Origin of the sequence: Pseudomonas sp. Z1-12, from assembly GCF_051132015.1 — a bacterium.
In the GTDB taxonomy this organism is placed as follows: domain Bacteria; phylum Pseudomonadota; class Gammaproteobacteria; order Pseudomonadales; family Pseudomonadaceae; genus Aquipseudomonas; species Aquipseudomonas zanjanensis.
The window spans coordinates 417,509-442,726 of record NZ_CP071647.1; the positions used below are offsets into that span (position 1 = coordinate 417,509).

Below are 25,218 nucleotides of genomic sequence, written 5' to 3' on the forward strand. Positions count from 1 at the left end.
AAAGGTGAGCCTGTCTTTGTGGGCCGGCAACCGTTTGCCGAAATTGGCACTGGTGCTGGTGCCGCTGCTCTACGGCGTATTCCTGGCGGGGCAAGAGTGGCGTTTTCGCCAGGCATTGGACCGTAACGTGCCGGTAGTCGCCGACTCGCCGGTGGCGCCGGCCCGTGACTTGCCCAACGTGCAAGCGGTGGCGACCGTGCTCGGCCTGGCGCCTGAAGGTGCCCAGGCGCCGAGCGCCGAGCCCATTACCTTGCAAGCCAGTTTTGTTGTCGACCAGGGATTGTCCCGGGCGTTGCTGGCGGACGCTGCCGGCCCGCGTGTGTACCAGGTCGGCGAGCGCTTGCCCGGTGGCAGCGTGCTGCGCCGGGTCGAGGCCAGTCATGTGACGTTGTGGCGCAATGGCCGGGAAGAACGGTTGGCCTTGCAACCCGCGGCCAAGCCCGTGCTGCGTCGGTTGGGCCTCGAAGACGGGCGCCATGCCGCGCTGCATTCCTCGCAATACCTACGCCCGGTGGCGGGGCAATCAGAGTGATCGAATCATGAATAGCTTTATCCGGGATCGTGTATCGCGCGTCCTGTTCTGTGTTGCCGTGTCCTGCCCATTGGTGTTCGCCAGTGCACTGCAAGCCGAAGAGACTCGCTGGCAATTGGCAATGAACAACGCAGAACTGCGCGACGTGGTCGAGGAGTTCTCAGCGATCCTCGGCAAGACCGTGGTGCTCGATCCCAGAGTCTCAGGACGCATTACCGTCATGTCCCGCGAGGCGCTGGACCGCGAAGGCGTGCGTCGGTTGTTCTATTCGGTCCTCGATGCGCATAACTTCACGGTGATCGACGAGGGCGAGCGCATCCTGATCATGCCGGTCAGCGATGCCAAGACGCGAGCCGCAATCGCGGATGCAAAAAGCGCCACGCCGTCGCAGTTCGTCACCCGGGTCCTGGACCTGCAATCAAGCATCGCCGCCGACGTCGCCGGGTTGATCCGGCCCCTGGTGTCGGCCAATGGTTACGTCGGCCCTTCGGTATCGTCCAATGCCCTGGTGGTCACCGACACCGCTGCCAATGTCCAGCGCCTCGCCGACGTGGTTCGGCAGTTGGACTCAGGGCGCAACCGCAATCATGTGGCGGTGCGGTTGCGGCATGCCCAGGCCGGGGACATCGCGCCGCTAATGGAAGCCTCCCTAGGCAAGCGCGAGGGTGACATGGCGGGCGTGGTGATCGCTGATGCCCGCAGCAATCGACTGGTGATCATCGGCCCGCCGACGGTGCGCCAGCGCCTGGTCGACCTGGCCCAGAGCCTGGATGTCCCGGCTGCGGCATCCCAGGACAACGCCCGGGTCATCCGCCTGCGCCACAGCGATGCCAAGCAATTGGCCGAAGTGCTGGAAGGCGTCGGGCAGGATAAAAAAACCACGCCGGCACTCGCTGGCCAGCGAGACATTGCCGCCACCCGCCCGTTCATGATCAAGGCCGATGAAAGCCAGAATGCCCTGGTGCTGATTGCCGACCCGGCCCAGATTCGTATCATCGAAAACATCGTTCGTGAACTGGATCAACCTCGGGCCCAAGTGCTTATCCACGCGGCCATCGTGGAGGTTTCCGGGGACATTACCGAAGCCTTGGGCGTGCAGTGGGGCCTCGACAGAGGCGGCGCGACCGGGTTTATCAACTTTCCGGGTACCGACATCCCGATCATCGGCAACCTGAACCTCAGTGAGCTGGATAAAGGACCGGAAGGTGCGATCCTGCGGCTGGGCGGCGACCGCTTCAGTGCGCTGATCTCGGCGCTGGCGAGCAACACTCACAGCAACCTGCTGTCCACCCCCAGCCTGCTGACCCTGGATAACCAGGAAGCGGAAATCATCGTGGGCCAGAACGTCCCGTTCAAGACGGGCTCCTACGCCACCAGTGGCAACGGCGCGGACAACCCGTTCACCACCGTGGAGCGCAAGGACGTCGGCATCAGCCTCAAGGTCAAGCCCTACATCAACGAAGGCTCGACCTTGCGCCTGGAAGTGGAGCAGGAGGTTTCGGACATCGCGCCGTCTGTTTCCGGCGTGGACTCCTCCGACCTGATCACCAACAAGCGCGCCTTGAAGAGCACGATCCTGGCGGACGATGGCGAGATCATCGTGATCGGCGGCCTGATCCGCGACAGTGTCCGCACCCAGCAAAGCGGTGTGCCGCTGTTACGCAGCATTCCGTATTTGGGTGCGTTGTTTCGCTGGAACCGCGACACCCAGACCAAGAGCAACCTGATGGTGTTCCTGCGCCCGACCATCGTGCGCAGCAACGAAGACCTGGCCGAGGTCAGCCGCCAGCGCTACGACGCGCTCCGGGAGCTGAGCAAACCCGGCTCGCGAAAAAACAATTCGCTGCTGCTGCCCCGGGATGCCCACCAGTTGTTCGAGTCATCCACCGATGCACCGGCGATCGATCCGCAACAGCGCTCGGGTGCCCTGTGACTGACCCGCAAGCCCCGTTGCCCTTTGGTTTCGCCAGGCGCCTGGGCGTGATGCTGGAAGGCGCGGGGCCGACGTTGAGCCTGGTCATGCGCCGCGATACACCGCTCACCGCCGTGGCCGAAGTGCGGCGTCTGTGCGGGCGGGACTTGCCGATCCAGATACTGGAACCGGCACAGTTCGCTGCGCGCCTTGCCAGCGTCTATCGCCAGGGCCAGAGTGCCGCCGAACAGGTCGCCCAAGGCCTGGACGAGGAACTGGACCTGCTCAGCCTGGCCGACCAGATGCCGCAGACCACCGACCTGCTGGAGCAGCAGGGCGATGCGCCGATCATCCGCCTGATCAATGCCTTGCTCAGCGAGGCCGTCCGCGAGCACGCCTCGGACGTGCACCTGGAAACGTTCGAGCAGTACCTGTCGGTGCGCATGCGCATCGACGGTCAGTTGCAGGAAATGCTCCGGCCGCGCCGGGAACTGGCGAACCTGCTGGTGTCGCGGATCAAGGTCATGGCGCGTCTGGACATCGCCGAAAAACGCGTGCCCCAAGATGGGCGAATGGCCTTGCGCCTGGCCGGGCACGAAGTCGATGTGCGGGTCTCGACCCTGCCTTCGGCCCATGGCGAGCGCGTGGTGTTGCGCCTGCTCGACAAGCAGGCCGGGCGCCTGGAGCTGCAACGCCTGGGCCTGCCCGACGACACCCTGGCGAGTCTGCGCCAGTTGCTCGGCAAGCCCCACGGCATCGTGCTGGTCACCGGGCCTACGGGGTCGGGGAAGACCACCAGCCTGTACGCGGCGCTGAGCAGCATCAATGACCAGAGCCGCAACATTCTCACTGTCGAAGACCCCATCGAATATCACCTGCCGGGCATCGGCCAGATGCCGGTCAACCCGAAAGTCGACATGACCTTCGCCCGCGGTTTGCGGGCCATTTTGCGCCAGGACCCAGACGTGGTGATGGTGGGTGAAATACGCGACCGCGAGACCGCCGAAATCGCCGTCCAGGCGTCGCTGACCGGGCACCTGGTGCTCTCGACCCTGCACACCAACACCGCCGTCGGCGCCGTCACGCGGCTGGTGGACATGGGCGTGGATGCCTATCTGCTGGCGTCGTCCCTGGCTGGCATCGTCGCCCAGCGCTTACTGCGTCGTCTGTGCCCGTCCTGCAAGACGCCCTATGTGGCTGACGCCGCCACCTGCCGGCGGCTGGGCCTCGACGCCACTGCCGCGCCCCGGTTGTTCAAGGCCCAGGGCTGCGAGCAATGCCAGAAAGGCTATCGCGGGCGCTTCGGGATCTATGAGCTGGTGAATGTCAGCGCCGCGCTGTCGCAACTGATCCACCAGGGCGCCACCGAGCAGGCGCTGGCCGCCGAGGCGCGCAAGACCTCCCGCAGCCTGTTCCAGGACGGTCGCCAGCGGGTGCTGGAAGGCCTGACCAGCGTCGACGAGCTGCTGCGCATCACCCAGGAGGATTAGCACCATGCCGACCTTCGACTATCGGGCCGAAGACGCCCAGGGCCGCCGCTGCAAGGGCCGTGTGGAAGCCGACAGCCCGCGCCATGCTCGCCAGTTGCTGCGCGAGCGCGGCTTGCTGCCCAGCGAACTGGCTGAAGCCAAGGAACCGCGGACCTTGGGCGGGCGACATGCCGGAGCGCGTTTGAGCCCGGCAGATCTGGCATTGCTGACGTTGCAGTTGTCCACCTTGATCCAGGCCGGCCTGCCCCTCGAAGAATCCCTGGGAGCGGTGGCGCAACAGAGCCAGAAGCGCCGCGTCGCCCACCTGCTGGCGGCGGTGCGCAGCCGGGTGATGGAAGGCCACGCATTGGCGACGGCCCTGAGGGCCTTTCCCCAGGCGTTCCCCGAGCTGTTCTGTGCCACGGTCGCGGCGGGCGAGCAATCCGGGCACCTGGGGCAAGTGTTGGAACAGCTGGCGAGCTACACCCAAGCGCGGCAAGCATCGCGCCAGCGCATCCAACTGGCGTTGGTGTATCCACTGATCCTTATGTTGGCTTGTGTCGCGATTGTTGGCTTCCTGCTGGGCTACGTGGTGCCGGATGTGGTGAAGATTTTCATCGACAGCGGCCAGCCGTTGCCTTGGCTGACCCAGGCGCTGATCGCCGTGAGCGATGGCTTGCGCCGCTATGGCCTGTTGATGCTCGGTGCGCTGGCCGGGCTGTTCGGGCTGTGGCGCTGGAGCCTGCGCCAGCCGGCGTGGCGCCTGCGCTGGCATCGTTTGCTGTTGCGGCTGCCGGTGTTGAGCGAAGTGCTGCGGGCGATGGAGGCGGCGCGATTTGCCAGCACCCTGGCGATCCTGAGCAAAAGCGCGGTGCCGTTGGTGGATGCCTTGCACATCGCCGCGCAGGTGATCGGCAACCTGACGATCCGCGCCCGCATGGCCGACGTCGCCCGTTCGGTCCGCGAAGGCGGGACGCTTACGCGTGGCCTGGAGCAGGGCGGCGATATCCCGCCGTTGATGCTGCACATGATCGCCAGCGGTGAGCGGGCCGGCGAACTCGACAACATGCTCGCCCGGGCCGCCGAACAACAGGAGGCCAGCCTCGCGGCGCGTATCGCGCTGGTGGTGAGCCTATTCGAACCGGCCATGTTGGTGTTGATGGGCGGCGTCGTGCTGCTGATTGTCATGGCCATCCTCCTACCGATCCTGAGCCTCAACCAATTGGTGAATTGACCGATGAAACTCCAAAGCAACCGATCCGCACGTCATCAACAACGCGGCTTTACCCTGATCGAAATCATGGTGGTGGTGGTCATCATTGGCGTGCTGGGCGCCATCGTGGTGCCGCAGTTCATGAGCCGACCCGACCAGGCCAAGGTCACGGCCGCCCGTACCGACATCCAGGCAATCTCCACGGCCCTGGAAATGTACCGTCTCGACAACCTCCAGTACCCCTCGACCCAACAAGGCCTGGAGGCGTTGAGCAAGCGCCCGTCCGGCACGCCCGCCGCTAGGAACTGGAACCCCCAGGGTTATCTGAAAAGCCTGCCGATCGACCCCTGGGGTACGCCCTACCAGTACCTCAACCCTGGGCACAAGTCTGTCGATGGCAGCTATGACCTCTACTCCCTGGGCGCCGATGGCGTACTGGGCGGTGAAGGGATGGCGGCCGACATCGGCAATTGGGCCGAATGAACATGCAGCATCGTTGTCGGGGTTTCACCTTGCTGGAGCTGATGGTGGTCATCGTCTTGATCGGCGTCCTGGCGGGTATGGTCCGCTTCGCCACGGGGTCGAGTCCGGCCCGGGAGGCCCGGCAGCAGGCGCGGGACTTCGTCGCGGTGGTGCAGCAGTTGCGCGAGCGGGCGGTGTTGGATGGGCAGGAATACGGGGTGCGTGTGCAGCCCGACGGTTATCAGGCGTTGCGGCTCGAAGCCCAGGACTGGACGGCGGTATCGGCGTTGCATCGCTTGCCCGAGGGCCTGACGCTCGGGCTGGAGCAGGAGGGTCATGTCCTGCGCCTCGACGACGTTCAAGGCCCGCCGCAATTGCTGATGCTCAGCAGTGACGAGATCAGCCCGTTCAGGCTGCTGATCAAAGTCGCTGGCCAGTCGATTGCCCGGGTCTCGAGCGATGGCCTGGCGGAGCTGCTGATCGATGAGTAATGCGCTCAGGCAGGCCGCCGGTTGCCAGGGCTTCACGCTGCTGGAAGTCATGATTGCCCTGGCGATTTTCGCGACGCTGGCGGCGGCCGTGCTTTCGGCCAGCCAGTTTGTGCTCAAGCAAAGCGCTGGTCTGGAGGACCGTCTGTTCGGCGCCTGGCTGGCGGACAATCAGTTGAGCGAACTGCGCCTGCAAGCCGTCACACCGCCCGGACAACAGCGACTGAGCCGGCACCTTGATCGCCGCGATTGGGTCTTGCAACAGCGGATCGCCCCGGCCCGTGATGGGCGGCTGTTGCAGGTCGAGATCCAGGTTAGCCGCGGCGACAGCGCGACCGTCGCGTACCGCACCATCGGGTGGATCCGAAGCCATCATGAATAAGCAGTCGGGTTTCACCTTGTTGGAGCTGGTCATCGCCATCGGCATTTTTGCCTTGCTCGGCCTGGCCAGTTGGCGGTTGTTCGATGGCGTCGTGCGGACCCAGCAGGGAGCCGGTCAGCATGAGCGCGACATCCGGGCCTTGCAGCGTGCTGTCGGCGTGATCGAGCGGGATGTGTGGCAGGCGGTTGTCGACTCGGTCGTGCTCGCGCCGGGGCACTTGCGGTTGCAGCGCAGCCATTGGCGCAACCCATTGGACCAGCCGCGCAGCGAACGGCAAGCGGTGAGCTATCAGCTCCAGGGCGGTGCGTTATGGCGCGAGAGTGTCGGTGAAGGCACGACGCTTGCGCAGCGGCAGAAGTTGCTCGACGACGTCCACAGCCTGAGCTGGCGCGTGTTCGACCGCCAGCGGGGCTGGCACCGCGAAACCGTGAAGGGCAGCGCGCCGCTGGCGCTGGAATTGATCGTGTCGGCGGGGCGTTTCGAGCAGATCCGTCGAGTGTTGCTGTTGCCAGAGGCGCTGCCATGAGGCGCCAACGCGGCGTGGCGCTGATCAGCGTGCTGCTGGTGCTGAGCCTGGCCTTGCTGCTGGTCGGTGGCCTGTTGCGCAGCCATCGCCTGTTGTTGCACAGCAGCGCGCAGCAACTGCAACAGGTCCAGTTGCGGCAATTGGGGTTGGCGGGGGAAGACTGGGCGCGGGTGGTGTTGGAAGGCAGTGGGATCACGTCGTCCGGGCCCGTTGACCTGAGCCAGGATTGGGCTCGGCTCGAGCCCGTGTTGGAGGTGGACGGCGCCGAGCTGCGCATCGCTATCGAGGATTTGTCCGGGCGCCTGAATCTCAACACGTTGCTGGCGCTGGGGCAAATCGATCAGGTCAGCCTCGGTCGCTGGAGTCGCCTGCTGGCCTTGCTGGATCTGCCGTCACTGACGTTGCCTCAGGTCGGGCCGGTGCAGGAGTTGAGTCAACTGCGTCTGCTGCCGGGCGTCGACGGCCAGACGCTGCGGCGCCTGGAACCCTGGGTGGTGTTGCTGCCCACGGACGCGCGGCTGAACATCAATACCGCCTCGCAGCGTGTGCTGAGGACCCTCGATGGGATGGAAGCCGGGCCCACCCAGGCATTGATCAACCAGCGTCGTCACGCGCCATACGCCAGCGTGCAGGCGTTTACTAACGACCCGTTGCTGTCCGGAGTCGGCCTCAACAGCCATGGGTTGGGCGTGGGCAGCCGCTGGTTTCGAATCACGGTGAGCGTGATCCATGGCGACAGCCGTCTGCGCCTGGCCTCGGATATCGAGCGCGATTCTGTTAGTGGGCGCTGGACGGTTCGTCAGCGTCGTTTCTTACCCTTCAGTCCCAGCGAGTTTCCTTGATGAAAGCCTGGCTTTACTTGACCGCCGAAGGCCTGGACGCGCCTTGCGCCAACTGGCCGTGCTGCGTGTGGTCGCCAACCGGTGAGCGTCGTCGCCTGCCGTTGCACGAGGCGGCCGGCGAGCTGAACGGCCGGCCCGTCGATGTGCTGTTGCCAATGGAAATGTGCAGTTGGTTGCGCAGCGATCCGTGGCCGTCTCGACGCCAGCCCCGGCCCCAGGCCCTCGCATTCGCCATCGAAGAGCAACTGAGTGAAAACCTGGAGGCGCTGCACATCAGCATCGGCCCGCGGGATCGTCAGCACCGCTATCCGCTGATGGTGACGGCGCGAGACCGGTTCCAGGCGCTGTTGGCGCTGCTCGCCGAACAAGGCATCGATACCCGTGCGGTGCATGTCGATGCTGATCTGATTGCTGATGACCAGGCGTTTGGGGTGCGCTGGTTCGGGCGCTGGCTGTTGGGTGGAGGGCTGTCGGCGCGGATGTCGTTGTCGGTACAAGGCTTGGCAACGCTCAAGCCTGGCTTGCCTGAGGAGATGCACTGGCTGGACGAGGACCGTGATCGCCAAGGCATCGATGAGTGGCTGTTGAGCACGTGCGGACATCCCATTGACCTGTTGCAGGGCGAGTTCCGTCGGCGCCGCCAACCGCTGCCGTGGCGGGGCGCTTCGGTGGCTGCGCTCGGCGCGCTGATGCTCACCTGGGCCTTCAGTGAAGCGCGCATAGGCTTTCTTGAAAGTGAAACCCGGCGTCTGTACGTCCAAAGCGAACAGCGATTCAGGTCGTTGTATCCGGAGCAGGAGCGGATCGTCGACCTGGCGGCGCAGTTCCAGGCGTTGCAGAGCCGTCGTGGGCCAGGTCCGGATACTCAGGTTGCGCGTCTGACCCGTCTGACCGAGCAGGTCATCGGTGCCAGCAACGTTGAGGTGCAGCGCATCGATTTTCGCGAAGGCGATGGCTGGAAAATCCAGCTGACGGCGAACAGTTTTGTCGAGCTTGAACAACTGCGTGAACGCGGACAGCAAAACGGATTGCCCGTCACCCTGGGCAGCGCCAGCAAGCAAAACAACCGCGTGCAGGCCATCCTCACACTGGAGAGCAGTTGATGAACGTCGATGGATGGCGGGTCTTGAAACAGGCCTGGGGAAACCTTTCGCGCCGAGAGCAAGGTTTGTTGCTGGGGCTTGCCGGATTGTTGTCGGTGGCGCTGGCCTACACCGCGATTTGGCAACCGACCCGGCAACGGCTGGAGGTTGCCGAACGACAGCATCGCCAACAAGCCGAACTGAACGCCCGGATCCAGCGCGCCGAACCCTCCCGGCACAGGACTGCCGCCACCCGACCCTTGTCGGTGCGCGTCAATGCAAGTGCGACAGCGGCGGGGTTGGACATCGCGGAAATGGAGGCCGACGGCGACTCGTTGCGACTCGCCGTCAGTGGTGAGGCGAATGCGTTGCTGCAGTGGTTGGATCAACAAGAGCGGGAGGGGGCGGGTCTGCGGTCGTTGACCTTGGAGGTGGAGAATGGTGTGTTGGGCGCGCGGGTGGTTTTGCATCAATGACCGACTGATTGCACAACAACTTTGATCAAGAATATGAGCTTCTGTGGCGAGGGAGCTTGCTCCCGCTCGGCTGCGTAGCAGCCGTAGAGCGGTCTGCAGGGCTTACCTGTTGCACCGCGGTGTCTGTTTTTGGGGCGGCTGCGCCACCCAGCGGGAGCAAGCTCCCTCGCCACAAAGTAGCGACGCTGTCCCGGAGGTGAAAGTGAGGGCTAGACCTGCACATTCCCCGGCAACAACGGCAATTTCGCCAGCTTCACCGCCACCCACAACGCAATCACCAGCAAGCCACCGATGAACAGGCCGATCCCGTTCCAGCCGCCCAGGTGCCAGGCCACGCCGCCCGCCGTCCCTGCAACGCTGGATCCAGCGTAATAGCTGAACAGATAAAGCGACGAGGCTTGGCCCTTGGCCTTGAAGGCGCGGCGGCCGATCCAGCTGCTGGCGACCGAATGGGCGCCGAAGAAACCGAAGGTGAACACCAGCATGCCCAGGATCACCAGCCACAGCGGCGTGGCCATGGTCAGCAAGAGGCCAGCGAGCATCAGCGCGATGGTCGCCCAGAGCATTTTGCGCCGACCGAGCTGGTCCGCCAGTGCACCGACTTTTGCCGAGCTGTAGATACCCGACAGGTACACCACCGACAGCAACCCGACGAAGGCCTGATCCAGGTGATAAGGCGCGGCCAGCAGGCGATAGCCGATGTAGTTGAACAGCGTCACGAAGGCGCCCATCAGCACGAACGCTTCGAGAAACAACAGCGGCAACCCGGCATCGCGAAAGTGCAGGGTGAACCCATCCAGCAGGCTGCGCGGGTGCAACGAGCGCGGACGGAAGTTGCGTGACTCGGGAAGAATCCGCCAGAACACCGCCGCCGCAATCAGCGCCAGGCCACCTACCACCAGCATTGCCGTGTGCCAGCTGACGAAGTCGATCAAGACCCCGGCGATCAGGCGTCCGCACATGCCGCCGATGGCGTTGCCGGCGATGTACAGCCCCATCGCCAAGCCAATGTGCTTGGGGTGGATTTCCTCGCTCAGGTAAGTCATCGCCACCGCCGCCAACCCGCTCAACGACAGCCCGACCAAGGCGCGTAGCAGCAGTACACCTTCCCAAGTCGGCATCATCGCGCTGGCAATCGTGCACAGCGACGCGGCGAACAGCGCCGTGACCATCACCGATTTGCGGCCGATGCGGTCGGAAATCGGACCGGTGATCAACAGGCCGACGGCGAGCAGGCCGGTCGCCACCGACAAGACCAGGCTGCTCTGCGCCGCGTTGATGGAAAACTCCCTGGACAGCAGCGGCATCATCGGTTGCACGCAATACAGCAGGGCGAAGGTCGCAAAGCCACCGCAGAACAGCGCCAGCACCGTGCGCATGAACAACGGCGTGCCTTTCTCGATGTAGATGTCCTTGAGTTCGACGGTGACATTGTCCTGCACGCGTGGCGGGATTTCATGGGCCAGTGGAGCGACAGCAGTTTTCACGGTGGACCTCGCAAGGACACGATCAGGCAGGCAATGAAAAAAGCATATAGCCGGCTAATGTTTCTATCCAATATATTGTTCGACCTGTTTAAGACGTTAAACGACCTATTGGGCGGCCCCATGGAACTGCGTCACCTGCGTTATTTCATCGCCGTTGCCGAAGAACTGCATTTCGGCCGCGCCGCGCTGGCCCTGGGGATCTCCCAGCCGCCGCTGAGCCAGCAGATCCAGGCACTGGAACAGGAGATTGGCGCGCGGCTGTTCGAGCGTACCAATCGTCGGGTCGAATTGAGCGAAGCCGGGCGGTTGTTCCTTGAAGAAGCGCGACGGGTGTTGGCCCAGGTCGACAAGGCCGCCGACGTGGCCCGCCGTGCGCAACTGGGGGAGTTAGGCGAACTCAAGATCGGCTTCACGTCCTCGGCACCGTTCAACTCGACCATTCCCCAAGCCATCTTCGCCTTCCGTCAACGCTTCCCGGCCGTTCACCTTAACCTGCGGGAAATGAGCAGCACCCAGGTATCGGATGCGTTGGTGGACGAAGCCATCGAGGTGGGCATCATGCGGCCGTTGCCCCTGCCCGATACCCTGAGGGAAATCGAACTCAGCCGCGAACCGCTGGTAGCCGTGCTCAGCGCCAAGCATCCGCTCGCCCAGGGCAGCGACGAAGGCTTGTACCTGTCGGCGCTGGCCCACGAGCCTTTCGTATTTTTCCCGCGAAGCTATGGCAGCGGTCTTTACGCCCAGCTTTTAACGTTGGCCCGCGACGCCGGTTTCAGCCCGCACTTCGCCCAGGAAGCGGGGGAGGCCATGACCATCATCGGCCTGGTGGCGGCTGGCCTCGGGGTCTCGGTGCTGCCGGCATCTTACCAACGCATGCGTATCGACGGCGTGGTCTATCGGCCGCTGCTCGACCCGGCGGCGGTCTCGGCGGTGTGGCTGGTCCAGCGCAAGGACCAGCGTTCGCCGATGGCACAAGCATTCATAGGGCTGTTGACCGACGGAGCGCAATCATCCAGTGCCTAACGATGGCATTCGATGCAGGCCGCGCCTGTTTGCCCAAATCCCGGGGCTGGCCTTGCGCTTGGCTTAGTCCCCCCAAAACGTGGCGTGTCTGGTGGCGTGATAGTCGTAGAAGCCCTGGAGAATCCAGGTATTGCCTTGACGTTCGAATGCGGCGCGCCATGCGCCCCGTCCGCCGCCGGGAGCCAACTGTGCCATGTCGTACCAGTAATAGCGGTTGATTTTTTTAGTGGTGATTCTGCCGGCTCGGAGGTCATCCATGATTTCCCTGACTTTCGCCCGGGCGGGGGCCGGGAAATTGTCATATGACATCTGCGCGTCAGCCAGGGGGCTGACTGTCACCGTGTACTCAGGGATAACCGTCGAGGGCTTCGCCGCGGCAGGGGCTGGAACAGAAGAGGCTGCTTGTCCGGTCACCTTGTGGGAGGCGGCTTGGGTGACCAGCTCGATATCGAATGGGCTGTAGTTTTTGAGCGAGCGGGTGAAGGTATCGATGTCATTTTCGGTGGTGAGAAGCGCACTTCGCTGTGTCCTGCCTCGGTTAATGATGATATGGCGAATTTTGTAGTTCCTGATCTCCGTGAGTAGCCCGGGTTTGTGTCGGCGCAGTCGCTCTTTTCGAAACTCATCAATATTGTCGATTCGATATTCCGGTGATTCGATGTAGGCCTCTCTTGCAGCAACCACGGAGGGTTCGTCTCCAGGGAACAAGGTGTCAAGTTTGGATTCCAGCTGTTTCTCGACAATGTTGACTGTGTCGCTGATGTCTTTCGATATTTTGTCGACGGCGTCTTTTTTTCGCCCGTTTCTTGGGGTGATCACAATGTATTTCGCACCGGTTACGTTATCCGGCAGGATAGTTGCGCTGGCCTTCAGGCGTCCTTCGAGGATGAATTCCTCCTTGTGCATGATGAGCGTGTCATAAAGTCGATATTTTTGCGGAAGGCTCAGGGAGAGGTTTTTTTCTTTCTGAAGCGTATTACTCGTTTGTTCGACAAGATCCCAAATGCCAAGCTTATCAAGTAGGTGTTTACGTTTGGGTTCGTAATCTTTAGCGTTCTGGCGATTGATGTGTTTCAAGTGCAAGCGGTAGCTTTCGATATCGGCGGCGCCTATATCGTTCATGCTTTCTTGAAGTACGCGGTCCAGCAATGTTTCGGGCATTGAGTGAATCACACGTTTCATCACATCGACTGCTTCACTGGGGAGGTCATGCCCGTTGGGCAGGACCCCTTCCACCAAGGCGTTGTGTTTCTTGTCTTCCGGACTTTCTTGGGTTCGACTCCAATACACACCACCGCCGAGCAAACGCCGACGCTCCTGAACGGCCCATTGGCCGTTTGCCCACGTCACTGTGCGCTGGTCCGTGCGGTTGTTCGGCGCGTAGATGACTTGCTCGCCGTCCTGGAAAACCGTCTTGAAATAATCTTTGCCTAGTTTCAGATAACCCTGCCCGTGCAAATCCCTATAGCGGTCGCGCCCCTCCGGCACCAGGCCCTTGCCCTCGAAGCCTTTCAGTCGGAATGACTCCAACCGCGGGTCCGGCATGCGAGGCAGCGATGCCAAGGCCGGGTAGGCGTTGCCTCTGGGCCGCGTCGCGCGGGCCATGATCAAATCTTGCCCGCCCTCGGCCAGCACCTCACCCAGCCCGCGGATGAAATCGCTTGCCCACTGGCTGACGCTACCGCCTTCATCCTGTATCGCCGAGACGGCGGCACCGCCTGCCATGGTCGGTAGAATTGCGCGTCCCACTGTCCCACCCAAGCGGCCTGCCGGGGCCATCGACATAGCCCCCGTCAACAGGGCTACACCGTTGCGACGCCCTTCCCGAGCCGCCGCGCTGTCGCGTTCGGCGTTGGTCACTGTCAGGGCCTGTACCGTTTTGAGGGCATGGGTTATTTGCGTTTCATGCAGTGTCGTGAACAGGTCTCCCTCGACCACGGGTGAAGTGACTTTCAAGGCGAAATCGCTTCGCGTCCTGTCCTTCGTCCAGGTGAAAACCGATTGCGTGACCTTCTTGATTTTTTCGTGGATGGTCAGGTTGTCTTCTGCCGGCAACAGGCTTGCGAGCTGTACGGCTTGCTCCAGCAGCGGAAGTTGAGAGATCAGCCAGCGGGTCATTTCCGGGGTAGCGGTGAGGGTCTGCGCCAACGCCGTCTGCAGCGCTCGACCGCTGCCTGATGCATCCACGTCCCTGAAGGTCTTTCCGTCCGGCGCACCTGGCGTGTACAAGGTCAATGAAGGACGGCTGGCGAATGACTTCACTCCGAACGCAAGCAGGTCCTTCAGCACGCTGTTGCCCCAATGCAATTGCCGGACGACCACTTCGTGCCCGTTGACCTTGTCACGTCCCGCCGATCCAGGGCAATCCAGCGCCGCCAAGACCAGCTTCAAGCCGGTGTTGTCCTTGTCGTGTCGCAAGTCTCCCGAGATGTGGGCCGACCACACCTCGGCCCGCATTTGCTTTGCTTTCACACTCATCCATTGATTCTGTCGCTCCCGTGCCATGCGTTGCAGCTCTGCCGGAAGGCGCGCACCCACGTCTGCCCGCTCGATGACCTCGACAATCTGCGGGAAGCTCAACGGGCCGACCACGGTGTGGTGAGCTGCCTGGCGTTCATCATCTGTCAGGTTGGATATCGCCCAGTCCGTCAGGGAGCGCCTGTCGTCATGGAACGCTTTCGCACTGCCCATGGAGACCCCGGACCCGAACGGTGAATGGCCCGTCGGTGCGTGCGGATCGAGCGTCTCTTTTCGAATGCTCAGGGTGATGTCTTCAGGGTCGGCAGGTGGGTATTTTTCTTTGATGTAGCTGGCGAGTAGCGTGCGGGCCTGGTCTCGAATGGCCTCTGGAGTGGCCATTGACACTGGGTCCGGCGGTGCTGGCGTATCGGCGATGGTGTTCTGCAGGGCCTGCGTCGCTTTCCACCATGCCAGGCGGTCGTTGCCGATGATGTGCGGGTTGGCGTTTAGCCAATGATCCAGGCTTGCCAGTTTCAGCCGAAACTCACGTTCGTCCAGGACGCCAGCCAGATCCAGTCGAATACCCAGGTCCGCTGCGGCGTCCAGCCGATGCCCCCAACTGGAGATGTTTTCCCCTTCGACAATGTCGTCCGACAAGGCATCGCGAATGGCGGATTTTTGCGCCGTCCGCACGTCCGAGACCAAACGCGTCAGGAAGTTTTGCGCCAACGGCACGAGTTCCACCTCATCGGCGGCGCTGTCGCCTATGAACGAGGTCTTCAGTTGCTGCAAATTCTCGTAGATCTCCAACGGCTTACCGGGACGGTACAGTACGGCGCCGCCCCAATCCGTATCCGCGTTGTGCCGGGACAGGGTAACGGCGCTGATCACCGGAACGGACAATCCCCAATCAAGGTAGATGGCGCTCAGGCTGTACACCCAGGGCCTGTAACGTTCCGCCAGCTTGTTTCGAGACGCCGCGTCCGGCGCCGACAGCGAATCCATTATCGCCTTGTGCATCGGCGGGCTCAGCGTCTTGTCGTGTAGATGAAGGTCCGCCAGTGCCTTGAGTTGCGTAGCGAGTTCGTCCGCCAACCAGCCGTTGACGTTTTGTCCCTGGCTGAACGCGGCGGGCCTATCCCAGAAGCTATCCAGCGACGTCGTGAGCAGCTGTTCATAAGCGACTGGCGTGGTATTGAGCAGTTGACGGAATTTTTCTTTCGCCCGATGACTGTTCAGAAGGGTGGGCACTCGCTTGGAACTGTCCAACTCCTGGACTATTTCAAGGTTATCCAGATCCGCCAAGCTGTCGCTGATATCGATCTGGCCGGTGATGGCGCGCCAGAAAAAAATCTCAAGGCTGGTGATGTCTTTATCCGTTGGTTCGGAGCTTGACCCGTTGGGTTCACCGTCCGATTGAGGGATGGGAGCTTTTTGCGATAGACGCACGGACAGCTTGTCCACTGCCATGTCGACCGGCAGGATGGGAAAGCTTCGTTTGAGCCAATAGTCCAGGTGCTGCCGGGTGACCTCAGAAGGCCGTGGCGCGGCTTTGCTCAGGTTAATCATTCGTTGCTGCGAGGCGTTGATCTGGCCCGATAAGTCGTGATCCAACATAGTCTCTTCCTGGGAAAGTTTGGGAAAAGACAAGCTATTGGGGAAAACCGACGCAGGAGCGGTAAATAGATACCGCACGAAGGAAGGGCGGCGGTGCAGTTGTCAGTGTGGAGTCACGAGTTTCAGGGATCGCGGATATTTTTTGTACCGCAGGAACGCCAGGATCGCGTCGCGGGTGGCTTGCGGTTGTTCTTCAAGCAACCAGTGCCCGGTGTTTATCAATGTCAGTGAGTGCGGTTGCGCGGCGATAAAAGTAGCCTGCTCGGCCAGCGTCCGTCCCCGGGAATGGTCGCCACCGATGGTAAGTACCGGACCCGTCAGCTTGTTCCTGGAGAATTCCAGGTTGTCCTTGGCGTCATGTTCCACCCAGGCTGAATAGAGTTTGAAGGCGGCCTCCATGCGCCCAGGCCGGGTGTAATCCGTCACCAGGGCCTGTCGCACTTCATCCGGCACCTTGTCGTTGCCGTCGAAAACAAAGTCGTCGAAGAACATGTCCAGGTAGGTTTTTTCCTGCCCTTTGATCATTGCCGTCGCTGTTTTGCCAAAGAACCGGAAATGCCATTTGCTGGCAACGCCGGTTGCCAGGTCGCCGTTATAAGCACTTTCCCATCCGGGGATACCGGGAAGGAAACCGTCCATCAATATGACGTGCTTGGTGTCATTTGGATAAAGCGCGGCGTAGGCATAGGCAATGACCAATCCCATATCGTGGCCAACCACATCGACTTGCTGGAGCTTTAGATGCATCACCAGTTCGTGCAGGTCATGGGCCATGTTCTTCTTGTCATAGCCATCGCTTGAAATATCCGTTTCCCCCGCGCCGCGAAAATCAGGAATGATGGGGGTAAACCCTGCCCGCACCAACGGCCCGATCAACGGTTCCCAGTTGCGCCAACTGCCTGGAAACCCATGTATCAGCAGGACCGGCTGTTCGCCATCGCCGCTCATCACGTAATGCAGGCAAATTCCATTCACGTGTGCGTAAGCGTGTGTCAGCTTCACATCGTCAACCACAACTTTTGGTTCCCCTGCGGCGGTTATACCGTGAGGTCGGGACGAGGTGGAGACGATGCCCGACCAGGTTATCGTCTCCATCAGTTTCTTATCCATCGGGGGCCGTCGTTGTTTGAGATCAACCTGCGCGTTGTGGCTCGGAAGGTGGACAGCTGACCGAACGTTGACTCAAGCAATCCTTGGGGTGAGGGAGTGCTTTTGGTGTGTGGAGTCTGGAGTGGGTTTGAGCCTCTTCGATACTGTCAGAGTTGACAGGTCCGACAGGCGGCGAAAGCGATGTTTCGATTGGGATCCGCAGGAGAGGAGGGAAGAACTGCGTCGAGATTGTAGGAAAATGCGCATTTCCGGTTACGACACTTCCTATTTGTTCCAGATGCCAGGCCGATGGGATTGCGACTCACCTGCCCTGCAACGTCTTATTCATCATTCCGAATCGTCCGGCTCAGCGCTCATTCCCGACGCCAAGGAGCGCAGCCTGAAGCCCATGAATAAGGTCCTTGGAAATGCACTCATCTTTGGATGCCCCTTACACCAACGAAATCTCCCATGAATCACTTCGTCATTTGGATGACTTGTACTTGGAGCCACGCCAACTGGAGGGTTACGGCGAAGAAGTCGCGGCATTCATGAACCGCCAAAAAGCCTTCGTCGAAGCTCATCCGCCCATCGCCATCTACCGAGTGGCCACCGAGGGCAGCCAGACGCGTGACGGCGGAACGATCCAGCAGGTGTCGTCGTCGTTGACGTTCACCTTGGATAATGGCTGGAAAGTACGCGCCGCGCAGAAAGGCGATGAGGTGGTGTACGCCGATGGCAGCACGGCACGGATCATCACCGGTGCCGGGAAAAACAATAGCGACATTGCGCTGGTCGGCAGTCGCTTGAGCAATGGCGATGAGATTATCAATACGCTGCAGAGGCGTTTCATGATCATCGTGCGTGAAGGGGTGCCGATGGCGGAGGACTTTTTGCCTGCGCTCAGGTTGGCGGAGGTTTATTACCTGCACCCGAATGCGATGAAGGAGAACGGCTAATAAAACAGAGGCTGCTGCGCAGCCCGGCGGGAGCAAGATTCATGGCTGTTACACAGACTGCTGGGATTCTCCAAACAGGTTGAAGAGCACCGAGGCGTCAAGCCCAAACCCTGTGGGAGCTGAGCTTGCTCGCAATGGTGGCTGTACAGCCAACATCACCGGCACTGACCCACCGCCATCGCGAGCAAGCTCGCTCCCACAGTGGATTTGGGGTGTTCGGAGTATCTGGCCACGCCACCAAGCCCTGTGGGAGCAAGCTTGCTCGCGATGACGGCAGCATAGCCAACATCACCATCGCTGACCCACCGCTATCGGACCCTGTAGGAGCTGCCGAAGGCTGCGATCTTTTGATTTTTTGATCTTTCACTTGGGACTCAAGTGTTTGGGGAAAGATCGCAGCCTCGTTGCACTCGACAGCTCCACACTCCAGCGAAGATCGCAAGGGCATGGCCCAGGTGCTTTTTATTGCACCTTCGCCAAGTCCCCTTTCAACGCAACACCGGCCATGATCGCGCCGGCGTGGCATTCATAGGTGGTGGCATCCTGGCGTTCGTTGCGCTTGTAGAAGCTGACGATGTTGATGACGGCGTTGGCGCCCGCGGCCTTGGCGGCTTGGTGCAGGCTGATCAGCGCCGATTGCACCACCCATTCGCAGGCTTCTACGTCGGATTTATTGAAGGCGTTGGTTTTTTTATTGGTGACCTCGCCTGCGCTGAGCACGCTGACTTTGCCCTGTGGCTCGTCGCCCGCCAGGTAGAACTTCACGCTGCGGTCGATCTTGCCGGTGCGGATGGCTTCGTTGACGACTTTGTCGAAAGGCAGGTAAAGCGTGGTATCACGGGCCTGGCTGAGGGTCGGCATGGCGCTGAGCAACAGGGCGGCGGTAACGGCGATTTTCTTCAATGACATCATCAGTCTCCTTGACCAGGGATAGCGGTTATCAGTGCCAGCGGCGGAAAATCAGCGAGGTGTTGACCCCACCAAAGGCGAAGTTGTTGTTCATCACGTATTCATGGCTCATCGGCCGGAATTCGTTGCGCAGGTAATCGAGCTTGCCGCACTGGGGGTCGACTTCATCGAGGTTGAACGTGTGCACGTAGAGGTCGCGGTTCAGCATTTCGATGCTGAACCAGGACTCCAGCGCTCCGCAGGCACCCAGGGTGTGGCCGAGGAAGCTCTTCTGCGAGCTGATGGGCATGTGTTCGCCAAACAGGCTGCTGGTGGCCTGGGTTTCGGCAATGTCGCCCTGTTCGGTGGCGGTGCCATGGCCATTGACGTAGCCGATGGCCGAGGGTTCGAGGCCGGCATCTTCCAGGGCCAGTTCCATGGCCCGGCGCATGGTGATCAGTTCGGGACGGGTGGCGTGCTGGCCGTCGGCGTTGCTGCCAAAGCCGACGATCTCGGCGTGAATCCGTGCGCCCCGGGCCAGGGCGTGTTCCAGTTCCTCCAGTACGAGCATGCCCGCGCCTTCGCCGATCACCAGGCCATCGCGCCCCTTGTCGTAGGGCCGCGGGCTGGTTTGCGGCGCATCGTTTTTCAGGCTGGTGGCATAGAGCGCATCGAAGACCATCGCTTCGGTCGGGCACAATTCCTCCGCGCCGCCAGCGAGCATCAACGGCAGGCGTCCGAACTTGATGGCCTCGTAGGCATAGCCGATGCCATGGCTGCCGCTGGTGCAGGCACTGGACGTCGGGATCAGGCGTCCGGTCAGCCCGAAGAAGATGCTGATGTTGGCCGCCGTGGTGTGGGGCATCATGCGCACGTAGGAGTTGGCGTTCAGGCCTTCGGCCACGCTGTTGAGCAGCATGTTGCCGAACGCCTTGATCTCGTCGGTGCTGCCAGTGGACGAACCGCAGGACACGCCCATGCGCCCGTCCTTGATCGATTCGTCGCCCAGCAGGCCGGCATCGGCCAGGGCCTGTTCCGCCGCGCCCACTGCCAGGCGCGAGACCCGGCCCATGCTGCGCAGTTGCTTGCGGGTCCAGTGGGCCGGAACCTGGAAGTCGTCGATGGGCCCGGCCAGTCGTGTGTTCAGTTCGGTGAAACGGTCCCACTCATCCATGCGCCGGATGCCGCTGCGGTTGGCGGCGAAGTTGGCGGCGATGGTGTCCCAGTCGCTGCCTATGGACGTGATGCCGGCCATGCCGGTGACGACGACGCGCTTCATCAGCACAAGCCTCCGTTGACGGCCAGGACCTGCCGGGTGATGTAGCCGGCTTCGGCGGACATCAGGAAGTTCACCGCGCCTGCCACTTCTTCCGGGGTGCCCATGCGCTGGGCGGGGATCATTTTCATCAGTTCTTCCACAGGTACGTTTTCATCGAGCATGGCAGTGTCGATCAACCCCGGCGCGACGCAGTTGACGGTGATCTTGCGCTTGCCCAGCTCGATTGCCAACGCCTTGGCCGCGCCGATCAATCCAGCCTTCGAGGCACTGTAGTTGACCTGGCCGCGATTGCCGATCAGCCCGGAAACCGAGGTGATGCAGACGATCCGTCCGGCGGCGCGGCGACGGATCATCGGCATCATCACCGGATGCAGCACGTTGTAGAAACCGTCGAGGTTGGTGCGCATCACCACATCCCAGTCGTCCTCGCTCAGGGCGGGGAAGGCGCCATCGCGGGTCAGGCCGGCATTGAGCACCACGCCGTAATAGGCGCCGTGGGTTTCCACGTCGGCTTCGAGAATGGCCTTGCAGGCGGCGCGGTCGGCCACGTCGAATTGCAGCACCCGGGCGTTGCGGCCCAGGGCCTGGATTTGGGCCTGGACTGTTTCGGCCTCGGCGCGGCCGCTGCGGCAGTGCAGCACGATGTCATGCCCGGCCTGGGCCAGGCGCAGGGCGATGGCGCGGCCGATGCCACGGCTGGAGCCGGTGACCAGTACGGATTCAGTCATGACGGGTTTCCTGTTGCGGACGGTTCATGAAGGTAATGGGCGGCCTGGGGCGGACGGAAGACATTGAGCCGGGCCGTGGCATGGATGCCTGGCGCGTGGATGTGGCATTCGAACACGCCCATGCCGTTGTCGTCTTCCAGGGAGCGCACGCCATGGATGCTCAGCTCGGTGCCGAGGGGAAAACAGTCGACGTTGCATTCGAACTTGCGGGTGCCGAGCAGAAAACCCAGCGCCACGGCATCGCCGCGTTGGCGTGCGTGGCAACCGGCAAACGCCGCGACGCTCTGGGCCATCAACTCGATGCCGACCCAGGCCGGCAGTGCACCGTCGTCGCGGTTGAACAAGCCGCCGGACGTGACGGTGGCGTGGGTGTGGATCTGTTCGTCATCGAACGACAGGATCCGGTCGATGAGGATCATGTCGCCGGCATGGGGCAGCAGTTCGGCGAGCGGCCAGTCAATCATGGGGCGTCTCCGATAATCAGGCTGACGTTGTTGCCGCCGAAGGCAAATGAGTTGCTCATCAGGCGGCGCGGGGTGGCCGGGTCCAGGCGGGTGTGGATGGTGACCCAGTCCAGCGCCGGCAGGGCAGGATCGGCCTGGCCGTCCCAGACATGCGGCGGCAGGGCCAGGGCGATGTTTTCGGTGCTCAGGGCCAGCCAGCAGAACGCCGCTTCCAACGCCCCCGCCGCACCGAGGGTATGGCCGGTCATGGGCTTGGTGGACGAGCAGGGCACGCCCGCCGGAAACAGCCCGGCCACGGCCTGGCTTTCCATGGCGTCATTGTGTTGGGTGGCCGTGCCGTGCAGGTTCAGGTAATCGATCTGGCTGGCGTCGAGGCCGGCGCAGCGCAGGGCTTTTTCCATGGCCTGGCGCGCGCCGCGACCGCTGGGCTCAGGCGCGGAAATATGGTGGGCATCGGAACTGGCGCCGTCGCCGAGCAAGGCAATCGGTACACCCTCGCCTGGCGTCTTGCTCATGAGGAACAGCACCGCTGCTTCGCCGATGTTGATGCCGCTGCGGTTCACCGAGAACGGATTGCAGCGCTCGTTCGACACCGCCTCCAGTGCGGAAAAACCGTTGAGGGTCAATTTGCACAAACTGTCCACGCCACCGCACAGCACGGCATCGCACAGGCCCAGGTCCAACAGGCGCCGGGCGCTCATCAAGGCGCGGGCGCTGGAAGTGCAGGCTGTGGAAATCACGTAGGACGGGCCACTGAGGCCGAGCCAGTCGGACAGAAAGTTGGCCGGTGCGCTGAGCTCCTGTTGCTGATAGTCATAGCCGTCGGGGAAGCGTTGCTCGCGCAGGTAATGGGCGATGCCCTGGCTCGCCTCATCGATACCCGACGTGCTGGTGCCCAGGACGATGCCGATGCGGGCGCGACCGTAGGCCTGGATGGCCTGGTCGATCTCGGTGCGGATTTGCAGCCCTGCCTCCAGCAGCAGTTGATTGTTGCGGCTGCGTTGCGCTGCCAGGGCCGGGGGGATGGACGCGAGTTCACCGGGCACCGCGGCGACCGGCAAGGCCCGTTCGGCCACCCACCCAGCCTCGCTGCGCACGCCCGAGCAGTCACCGGCAAACAGGTTGCGCGCGACGGTGTGTTTGTCGCGACCCAAGGCGCAGATCACCCCGAGGGCATTCAAATAGGCGGTCATGGGCTAATGCCAGTCAGTTAAGAGAAATAAAGCCGAGCAATCATCCTGTGGCGAGGGAGCTTGCTCCCGCTGGGTCGCGAAGCGGCCCTGTTTTGGGGCTGCTGCGCAGCCCAGCGGGAGCAAGCTCCCTCGCCACGGTTTGTGTGTTTCCCCGTGGTAGTCACTTGGCTGATCGGCATGAATCATGGGGCGTTCTCGGTCAACGGTGTGATGCGGTAGCGCAGGCCTTGGGGCAGGCTCATTTCAAAATCCAGCGGTTGTGTGTAGCGCACCTGCCAACGATTCTCGAGGGTCCGTTGCGACGCCTGTTGTCGCGCCGCCGGGTAGTTGCCGGGCAGCTCGACCGCAGGCGTCAGGGCGAACAGCAGGGCGGCGAACAATTCCCGGGCCTCGGCATTGGGGGGCAGCAGACCGTCGGCCTGCCACTGGCCATCGACTAGGCGCTGGCGGGCCAGGGGAATGCCCAACGGGTCCATCATCGACCAACGGATGCCGTTGCCTTCGCGCTGGACCACCAGCAACCAGTCCTGACGCTGGCCGGCCATTGTCCGCTCGATGTGCAGTTGCATCGGCAATGCCAGGGTAGGCGTGCGGGCGGGCAGTGGTGCCTGGCTGGCGCAGGCACTGAGCAGCAACACGCAGGCGATCAGCAGGCCACGGATCATCCTGCAGCCCCTTCGCGAGGCTTGCGCGCCACCACGTTGACCAAGGTTTCCTCACGCTCGCCAAACGGCTTGGGCCGGCGTAGGCCGTAGCGCTCCAGCAGGCCGAAATCCTTGGCACGGCTCCACCACAGGTACGGGTAGGACACGTTGCGTTCTTCGAACTGGAACCCTTGATCGCGGATCATCTGCAGGTACTGCGCAGCACTTTTCTGTACGTGCATCGGGTGGCGGAACAGCCAGCGGATCACCCAGGTGTCGATGTAGGCTTCGGTGGATTCGGCGAACAGCAAATAGCCGCCGGGCTTGAGGACGCGGTAGAATTCGGCGAGGGCTTTTTCCTGTTCCACCAAGTGATGGAACGTCTGGTGGCAGAACAGCAGGTCGACGCTGGCGTCGGGCACTGCCAAGGTCGCGCAGTCGCTGCCGATCAGCTCCACGGCCATGCCCTGGCGGGCGGCTTCCTCCCGGCTCAGGTCGAGGCTGTGAGGGTCGGCATCCACACCGATCAGGCGTTGTGGTGCGAACGCCTGGCGCAGGTACTGGAACGACTTGCCCTGGCCGCAGCCGGCGTCCAGCAATACCGGGTGGGCCGGCAGCGGGTTGCTGAACAGGCTGCGCAGGTCGTTGATCGCCACGCGCAACACATGGTGCTGCCAGGTGTGGCTGCGCAGGAACCAGAAGCCGAAGCGGGTTTCTTCGACGTAGTTGTCGCTCAGGTAGCTCATGGTTGCTGGCTCGGCGCCGGGCTCGCGCAGATTTCCGAGAGCATGCGCAGGCGCCGCTTGGGCTCACTGACGAACGGGTTGCGCTGATCCCAGGCGTAGCCGGCCAGGATCGAGCTGATCATGCGGCGGATGTCGTCAGAGCCTTCGGTGTAGAAAATCACGTCCTGGAAGGTGCCGGCGTACCAGCCTTCGACGTAGCAGCGGAAGGTATCGACGCCGCGCTTGAGCGGTTCGGCGAATTCACTTTGCCAATCCACGCTTTCCCCTTGCAGCTGACGGTGGAGCACGTCAGCGGCCATGCTTGCCGACCGCATGGCAATGGTCACGCCGGAGGAGAACACCGGGTCGAGGAATTCCGCGGCGTTGCCCAACAGGGCAAAGCCTGGGCCGTGCAGGGTCTTGACGTTGGCCGAATAGCCGCCGATGGTCCGTGCCGGAGTGTCCCACACCGCGTTCTGCAGCACGCCGGCCAGGCTCGGGGTTTCGTCGATGAAACCGCGCAGGCAGGCATCGAGGTCGTCGGTGCGGCCGGCGAAATGTTCCACCGCCGCGACCACGCCCACCGAGCAGCGTCCGCCGCTGAACGGAATGGTCCAGAACCACACGTCGCGTTTGCTCGGGTGGGTGGTGATGAGGATTTTTTCCCGGTCGAACGCCGGGGCGTCGATGCGATCCTCGATGTGGGTGAACACGGCCTGGCGCACCGGGAAGTTCGACGGCGCCTCAAGGTCCAGCAGGCGCGGCAGGACGCGGCCATAGCCGCTGGCATCGAGCACGAAGTCGGCTTCGACACGGTACTCGCTGCCGTCTTCGCGCTGCACGCCCAGGCGTGGCTTGGCGAGGCTGAAGTCGGCGCTGGTGATCGCTTGGCCGTAGCGGATTTCAACGCCTTGCAGGGCGGCCTGGTCGGCCAGCAACTTGTCGAAGTCGGCGCGTTGCACCTGGAAAGTCGTGGGCTTGCCGTTGCTGAAGGTCTCGCCAAAATCGAAGGCGCTGTAGCGTTCGCCCCAGGCAAACGCGGCGCCGTTCTTGCGCTGGAAGCCGGCGGCATTCACCGCGTCGAGCATGCCGGCTTCTTCGACGAAATCCAGGCAATGGGACAACAGGCTCTCACCGATGGAGAACCGTGGAAAATGCTGGCGCTCGATGACCAGCACATCGTGGCCCTTGCGCTTGAGCAGGGCGGCGGCGATGGCACCGGAGGGGCCGGCACCGATGATGACGACCTGGCGATATTCCGTTTCAGTGACAGGCATT

Annotated in this window: 24 protein-coding genes; 13 read left to right on the top strand and 11 right to left on the bottom strand. The window is 62.4% G+C overall.

Annotation, left to right across the window (positions count from 1 at the left end; genetic code table 11):
• Positions 1-4: 4 nt before the first annotated feature.
• From J3P85_RS01835 to gspM, 11 genes are read left to right on the top strand one after another with little or no spacing between them, the layout of a single operon-like run.
• Positions 5-532, top strand: a complete 528-nt coding sequence (locus J3P85_RS01835) for a type II secretion system protein N (protein ID WP_434704690.1) — start codon at positions 5-7, stop codon at positions 530-532.
• Between the two features lie 7 nt (positions 533-539).
• Positions 540-2,465: a type II secretion system secretin GspD gene (gene gspD, locus J3P85_RS01840; RefSeq protein WP_434704691.1), complete on the top strand. Its 1,926-nt coding sequence runs from the start codon at positions 540-542 to the stop codon at positions 2,463-2,465.
• 50 nt (positions 2,466-2,515) lie between these two features.
• Positions 2,516-3,934: a type II secretion system ATPase GspE gene (gene gspE, locus J3P85_RS01845; protein ID WP_434706312.1), complete on the top strand. Its 1,419-nt coding sequence runs from the start codon at positions 2,516-2,518 to the stop codon at positions 3,932-3,934.
• Between the two features lie 4 nt (positions 3,935-3,938).
• A complete protein-coding gene (gene gspF / locus J3P85_RS01850) occupies positions 3,939-5,147 on the top strand; it encodes a type II secretion system inner membrane protein GspF (RefSeq protein ID WP_434704692.1) in 1,209 nt (402 codons plus the stop codon).
• 3 nt (positions 5,148-5,150) lie between these two features.
• Positions 5,151-5,609, top strand: a complete 459-nt coding sequence (gspG, locus tag J3P85_RS01855) for a type II secretion system major pseudopilin GspG (RefSeq protein WP_434704693.1) — start codon at positions 5,151-5,153, stop codon at positions 5,607-5,609.
• A 2-nt stretch (positions 5,610-5,611) separates the two neighbouring features.
• On the top strand, positions 5,612-6,079 hold the full coding sequence (gspH, locus tag J3P85_RS01860; RefSeq protein WP_434704694.1) for a type II secretion system minor pseudopilin GspH: 468 nt from the start codon (positions 5,612-5,614) through the stop codon (positions 6,077-6,079).
• Entirely contained in the window at positions 6,072-6,458 is a 387-nt protein-coding gene (gene gspI, locus J3P85_RS01865) for a type II secretion system minor pseudopilin GspI (RefSeq protein ID WP_434704696.1), read from the top strand. The genes gspH and gspI overlap by 8 nt, the downstream gene beginning before the upstream one ends.
• Positions 6,451-6,984, top strand: coding sequence for a type II secretion system protein GspJ (locus J3P85_RS01870; RefSeq protein WP_434704697.1), 534 nt, complete (start codon positions 6,451-6,453; stop codon positions 6,982-6,984). Before gspI ends, J3P85_RS01870 begins: the two co-directional genes overlap by 8 nt.
• Positions 6,981-7,826, top strand: a complete 846-nt coding sequence (locus J3P85_RS01875; RefSeq protein WP_434704698.1) for a type II secretion system protein GspK — start codon at positions 6,981-6,983, stop codon at positions 7,824-7,826. Before J3P85_RS01870 ends, J3P85_RS01875 begins: the two co-directional genes overlap by 4 nt.
• Positions 7,826-8,929, top strand: coding sequence for a type II secretion system protein GspL (gene gspL / locus J3P85_RS01880; protein ID WP_434704699.1), 1,104 nt, complete (start codon positions 7,826-7,828; stop codon positions 8,927-8,929). Before J3P85_RS01875 ends, gspL begins: the two co-directional genes overlap by 1 nt.
• Positions 8,929-9,384 carry a type II secretion system protein GspM gene (gene gspM / locus J3P85_RS01885; RefSeq protein WP_434704701.1) on the top strand — a complete coding sequence of 152 codons (456 nt, stop codon included), beginning with the start codon at positions 8,929-8,931 and terminating at the stop codon, positions 9,382-9,384. Before gspL ends, gspM begins: the two co-directional genes overlap by 1 nt.
• Positions 9,385-9,593: 209 nt before the next feature.
• On the opposite strand, the gene J3P85_RS01890 is transcribed toward gspM, so the two are convergent.
• Positions 9,594-10,850, bottom strand: coding sequence for an MFS transporter (locus J3P85_RS01890; protein WP_434706313.1), 1,257 nt, complete (start codon positions 10,848-10,850; stop codon positions 9,594-9,596).
• Between the two features lie 141 nt (positions 10,851-10,991).
• Here J3P85_RS01890 and J3P85_RS01895 point away from each other — a divergent pair, with 141 nt between their 5' ends.
• Positions 10,992-11,894 (top strand): LysR family transcriptional regulator, encoded by a 903-nt coding sequence (locus tag J3P85_RS01895; protein ID WP_434704702.1) that lies wholly within the window; start codon positions 10,992-10,994, stop codon positions 11,892-11,894.
• Between the two features lie 63 nt (positions 11,895-11,957).
• On the opposite strand, the gene J3P85_RS01900 is transcribed toward J3P85_RS01895, so the two are convergent.
• Both J3P85_RS01900 and J3P85_RS01905 read right to left on the bottom strand, forming a co-directional pair.
• Complete coding sequence (locus J3P85_RS01900; RefSeq protein WP_434704703.1) at positions 11,958-15,971, bottom strand: dermonecrotic toxin domain-containing protein; 4,014 nt, start codon at positions 15,969-15,971, stop codon at positions 11,958-11,960.
• Positions 15,972-16,073: 102 nt separating this feature from the next.
• Positions 16,074-17,081, bottom strand: coding sequence for an alpha/beta fold hydrolase (locus J3P85_RS01905; RefSeq protein WP_434704704.1), 1,008 nt, complete (start codon positions 17,079-17,081; stop codon positions 16,074-16,076).
• 407 nt (positions 17,082-17,488) lie between these two features.
• Between J3P85_RS01905 and J3P85_RS01910 the strand changes: the two genes are divergently transcribed.
• The gene (locus J3P85_RS01910; RefSeq protein WP_434704705.1) at positions 17,489-18,019 is read left to right on the top strand and encodes a hypothetical protein; all 531 of its coding nucleotides are present in this window, start codon (positions 17,489-17,491) and stop codon (positions 18,017-18,019) included.
• A 462-nt stretch (positions 18,020-18,481) separates the two neighbouring features.
• Here the strand turns inward: J3P85_RS01910 and J3P85_RS01915 are convergent, their stop codons facing one another.
• The 8 genes from J3P85_RS01915 to J3P85_RS01950 form a co-directional block, all read right to left on the bottom strand.
• Positions 18,482-18,928: an excinuclease gene (locus tag J3P85_RS01915; protein ID WP_434704706.1), complete on the bottom strand. Its 447-nt coding sequence runs from the start codon at positions 18,926-18,928 to the stop codon at positions 18,482-18,484.
• 31 nt (positions 18,929-18,959) lie between these two features.
• Positions 18,960-20,186, bottom strand: coding sequence for a beta-ketoacyl-ACP synthase (locus J3P85_RS01920; RefSeq protein WP_186706059.1), 1,227 nt, complete (start codon positions 20,184-20,186; stop codon positions 18,960-18,962).
• Complete coding sequence (gene fabG / locus J3P85_RS01925; RefSeq protein ID WP_003197011.1) at positions 20,186-20,914, bottom strand: 3-oxoacyl-ACP reductase FabG; 729 nt, start codon at positions 20,912-20,914, stop codon at positions 20,186-20,188. The genes J3P85_RS01920 and fabG overlap by 1 nt, the downstream gene beginning before the upstream one ends.
• The gene (locus tag J3P85_RS01930; protein ID WP_434704707.1) at positions 20,911-21,378 is read right to left on the bottom strand and encodes an ApeP family dehydratase; all 468 of its coding nucleotides are present in this window, start codon (positions 21,376-21,378) and stop codon (positions 20,911-20,913) included. Before J3P85_RS01930 ends, fabG begins: the two co-directional genes overlap by 4 nt.
• Entirely contained in the window at positions 21,375-22,571 is a 1,197-nt protein-coding gene (locus J3P85_RS01935) for a beta-ketoacyl-[acyl-carrier-protein] synthase family protein (protein ID WP_434704708.1), read from the bottom strand. The genes J3P85_RS01930 and J3P85_RS01935 overlap by 4 nt, the downstream gene beginning before the upstream one ends.
• A gap of 182 nt (positions 22,572-22,753) precedes the next feature.
• Positions 22,754-23,236, bottom strand: coding sequence for a DUF3261 domain-containing protein (locus J3P85_RS01940; protein ID WP_434704709.1), 483 nt, complete (start codon positions 23,234-23,236; stop codon positions 22,754-22,756).
• A complete protein-coding gene (locus J3P85_RS01945) occupies positions 23,233-23,961 on the bottom strand; it encodes a class I SAM-dependent methyltransferase (protein ID WP_434704710.1) in 729 nt (242 codons plus the stop codon). The genes J3P85_RS01940 and J3P85_RS01945 overlap by 4 nt, the downstream gene beginning before the upstream one ends.
• Positions 23,958-25,217 (bottom strand): NAD(P)/FAD-dependent oxidoreductase, encoded by a 1,260-nt coding sequence (locus J3P85_RS01950; protein WP_434704711.1) that lies wholly within the window; start codon positions 25,215-25,217, stop codon positions 23,958-23,960. The genes J3P85_RS01945 and J3P85_RS01950 overlap by 4 nt, the downstream gene beginning before the upstream one ends.
• Position 25,218: the final 1 nt, after the last annotated feature.

What these genes read in the sequence shown, in the direction of transcription:
- gspD (WP_434704691.1), top strand. Translation starts at nt 540, where the DNA reads ATGAATAGCTTTATCCGGGATCGTGTATCGCGCGTCCTGTTCTGTGTT.
- gspE (WP_434706312.1), top strand. Translation starts at nt 2,516, where the DNA reads ATGCTGGAAGGCGCGGGGCCGACGTTGAGCCTGGTCATGCGCCGCGAT.
- gspF (WP_434704692.1), top strand. Translation starts at nt 3,939, where the DNA reads ATGCCGACCTTCGACTATCGGGCCGAAGACGCCCAGGGCCGCCGCTGC.
- gspG (WP_434704693.1), top strand. Translation starts at nt 5,151, where the DNA reads ATGAAACTCCAAAGCAACCGATCCGCACGTCATCAACAACGCGGCTTT.
- gspH (WP_434704694.1), top strand. Translation starts at nt 5,612, where the DNA reads ATGCAGCATCGTTGTCGGGGTTTCACCTTGCTGGAGCTGATGGTGGTC.
- gspI (WP_434704696.1), top strand. Translation starts at nt 6,072, where the DNA reads ATGAGTAATGCGCTCAGGCAGGCCGCCGGTTGCCAGGGCTTCACGCTG.
- J3P85_RS01870 (WP_434704697.1), top strand. Translation starts at nt 6,451, where the DNA reads ATGAATAAGCAGTCGGGTTTCACCTTGTTGGAGCTGGTCATCGCCATC.
- J3P85_RS01875 (WP_434704698.1), top strand. Translation starts at nt 6,981, where the DNA reads ATGAGGCGCCAACGCGGCGTGGCGCTGATCAGCGTGCTGCTGGTGCTG.
- gspL (WP_434704699.1), top strand. Translation starts at nt 7,826, where the DNA reads ATGAAAGCCTGGCTTTACTTGACCGCCGAAGGCCTGGACGCGCCTTGC.
- gspM (WP_434704701.1), top strand. Translation starts at nt 8,929, where the DNA reads ATGAACGTCGATGGATGGCGGGTCTTGAAACAGGCCTGGGGAAACCTT.
- J3P85_RS01895 (WP_434704702.1), top strand. Translation starts at nt 10,992, where the DNA reads ATGGAACTGCGTCACCTGCGTTATTTCATCGCCGTTGCCGAAGAACTG.
- J3P85_RS01900 (WP_434704703.1), bottom strand. Translation starts at nt 15,971, where the DNA reads ATGTTGGATCACGACTTATCGGGCCAGATCAACGCCTCGCAGCAACGA.
- J3P85_RS01905 (WP_434704704.1), bottom strand. Translation starts at nt 17,081, where the DNA reads ATGGATAAGAAACTGATGGAGACGATAACCTGGTCGGGCATCGTCTCC.
- J3P85_RS01910 (WP_434704705.1), top strand. Translation starts at nt 17,489, where the DNA reads ATGCACTCATCTTTGGATGCCCCTTACACCAACGAAATCTCCCATGAA.
- J3P85_RS01915 (WP_434704706.1), bottom strand. Translation starts at nt 18,928, where the DNA reads ATGTCATTGAAGAAAATCGCCGTTACCGCCGCCCTGTTGCTCAGCGCC.
- J3P85_RS01920 (WP_186706059.1), bottom strand. Translation starts at nt 20,186, where the DNA reads ATGAAGCGCGTCGTCGTCACCGGCATGGCCGGCATCACGTCCATAGGC.
- fabG (WP_003197011.1), bottom strand. Translation starts at nt 20,914, where the DNA reads ATGACTGAATCCGTACTGGTCACCGGCTCCAGCCGTGGCATCGGCCGC.
- J3P85_RS01930 (WP_434704707.1), bottom strand. Translation starts at nt 21,378, where the DNA reads ATGATTGACTGGCCGCTCGCCGAACTGCTGCCCCATGCCGGCGACATG.
- J3P85_RS01935 (WP_434704708.1), bottom strand. Translation starts at nt 22,571, where the DNA reads ATGACCGCCTATTTGAATGCCCTCGGGGTGATCTGCGCCTTGGGTCGC.
- J3P85_RS01940 (WP_434704709.1), bottom strand. Translation starts at nt 23,236, where the DNA reads ATGATCCGTGGCCTGCTGATCGCCTGCGTGTTGCTGCTCAGTGCCTGC.
- J3P85_RS01945 (WP_434704710.1), bottom strand. Translation starts at nt 23,961, where the DNA reads ATGAGCTACCTGAGCGACAACTACGTCGAAGAAACCCGCTTCGGCTTC.
- J3P85_RS01950 (WP_434704711.1), bottom strand. Translation starts at nt 25,217, where the DNA reads ATGCCTGTCACTGAAACGGAATATCGCCAGGTCGTCATCATCGGTGCC.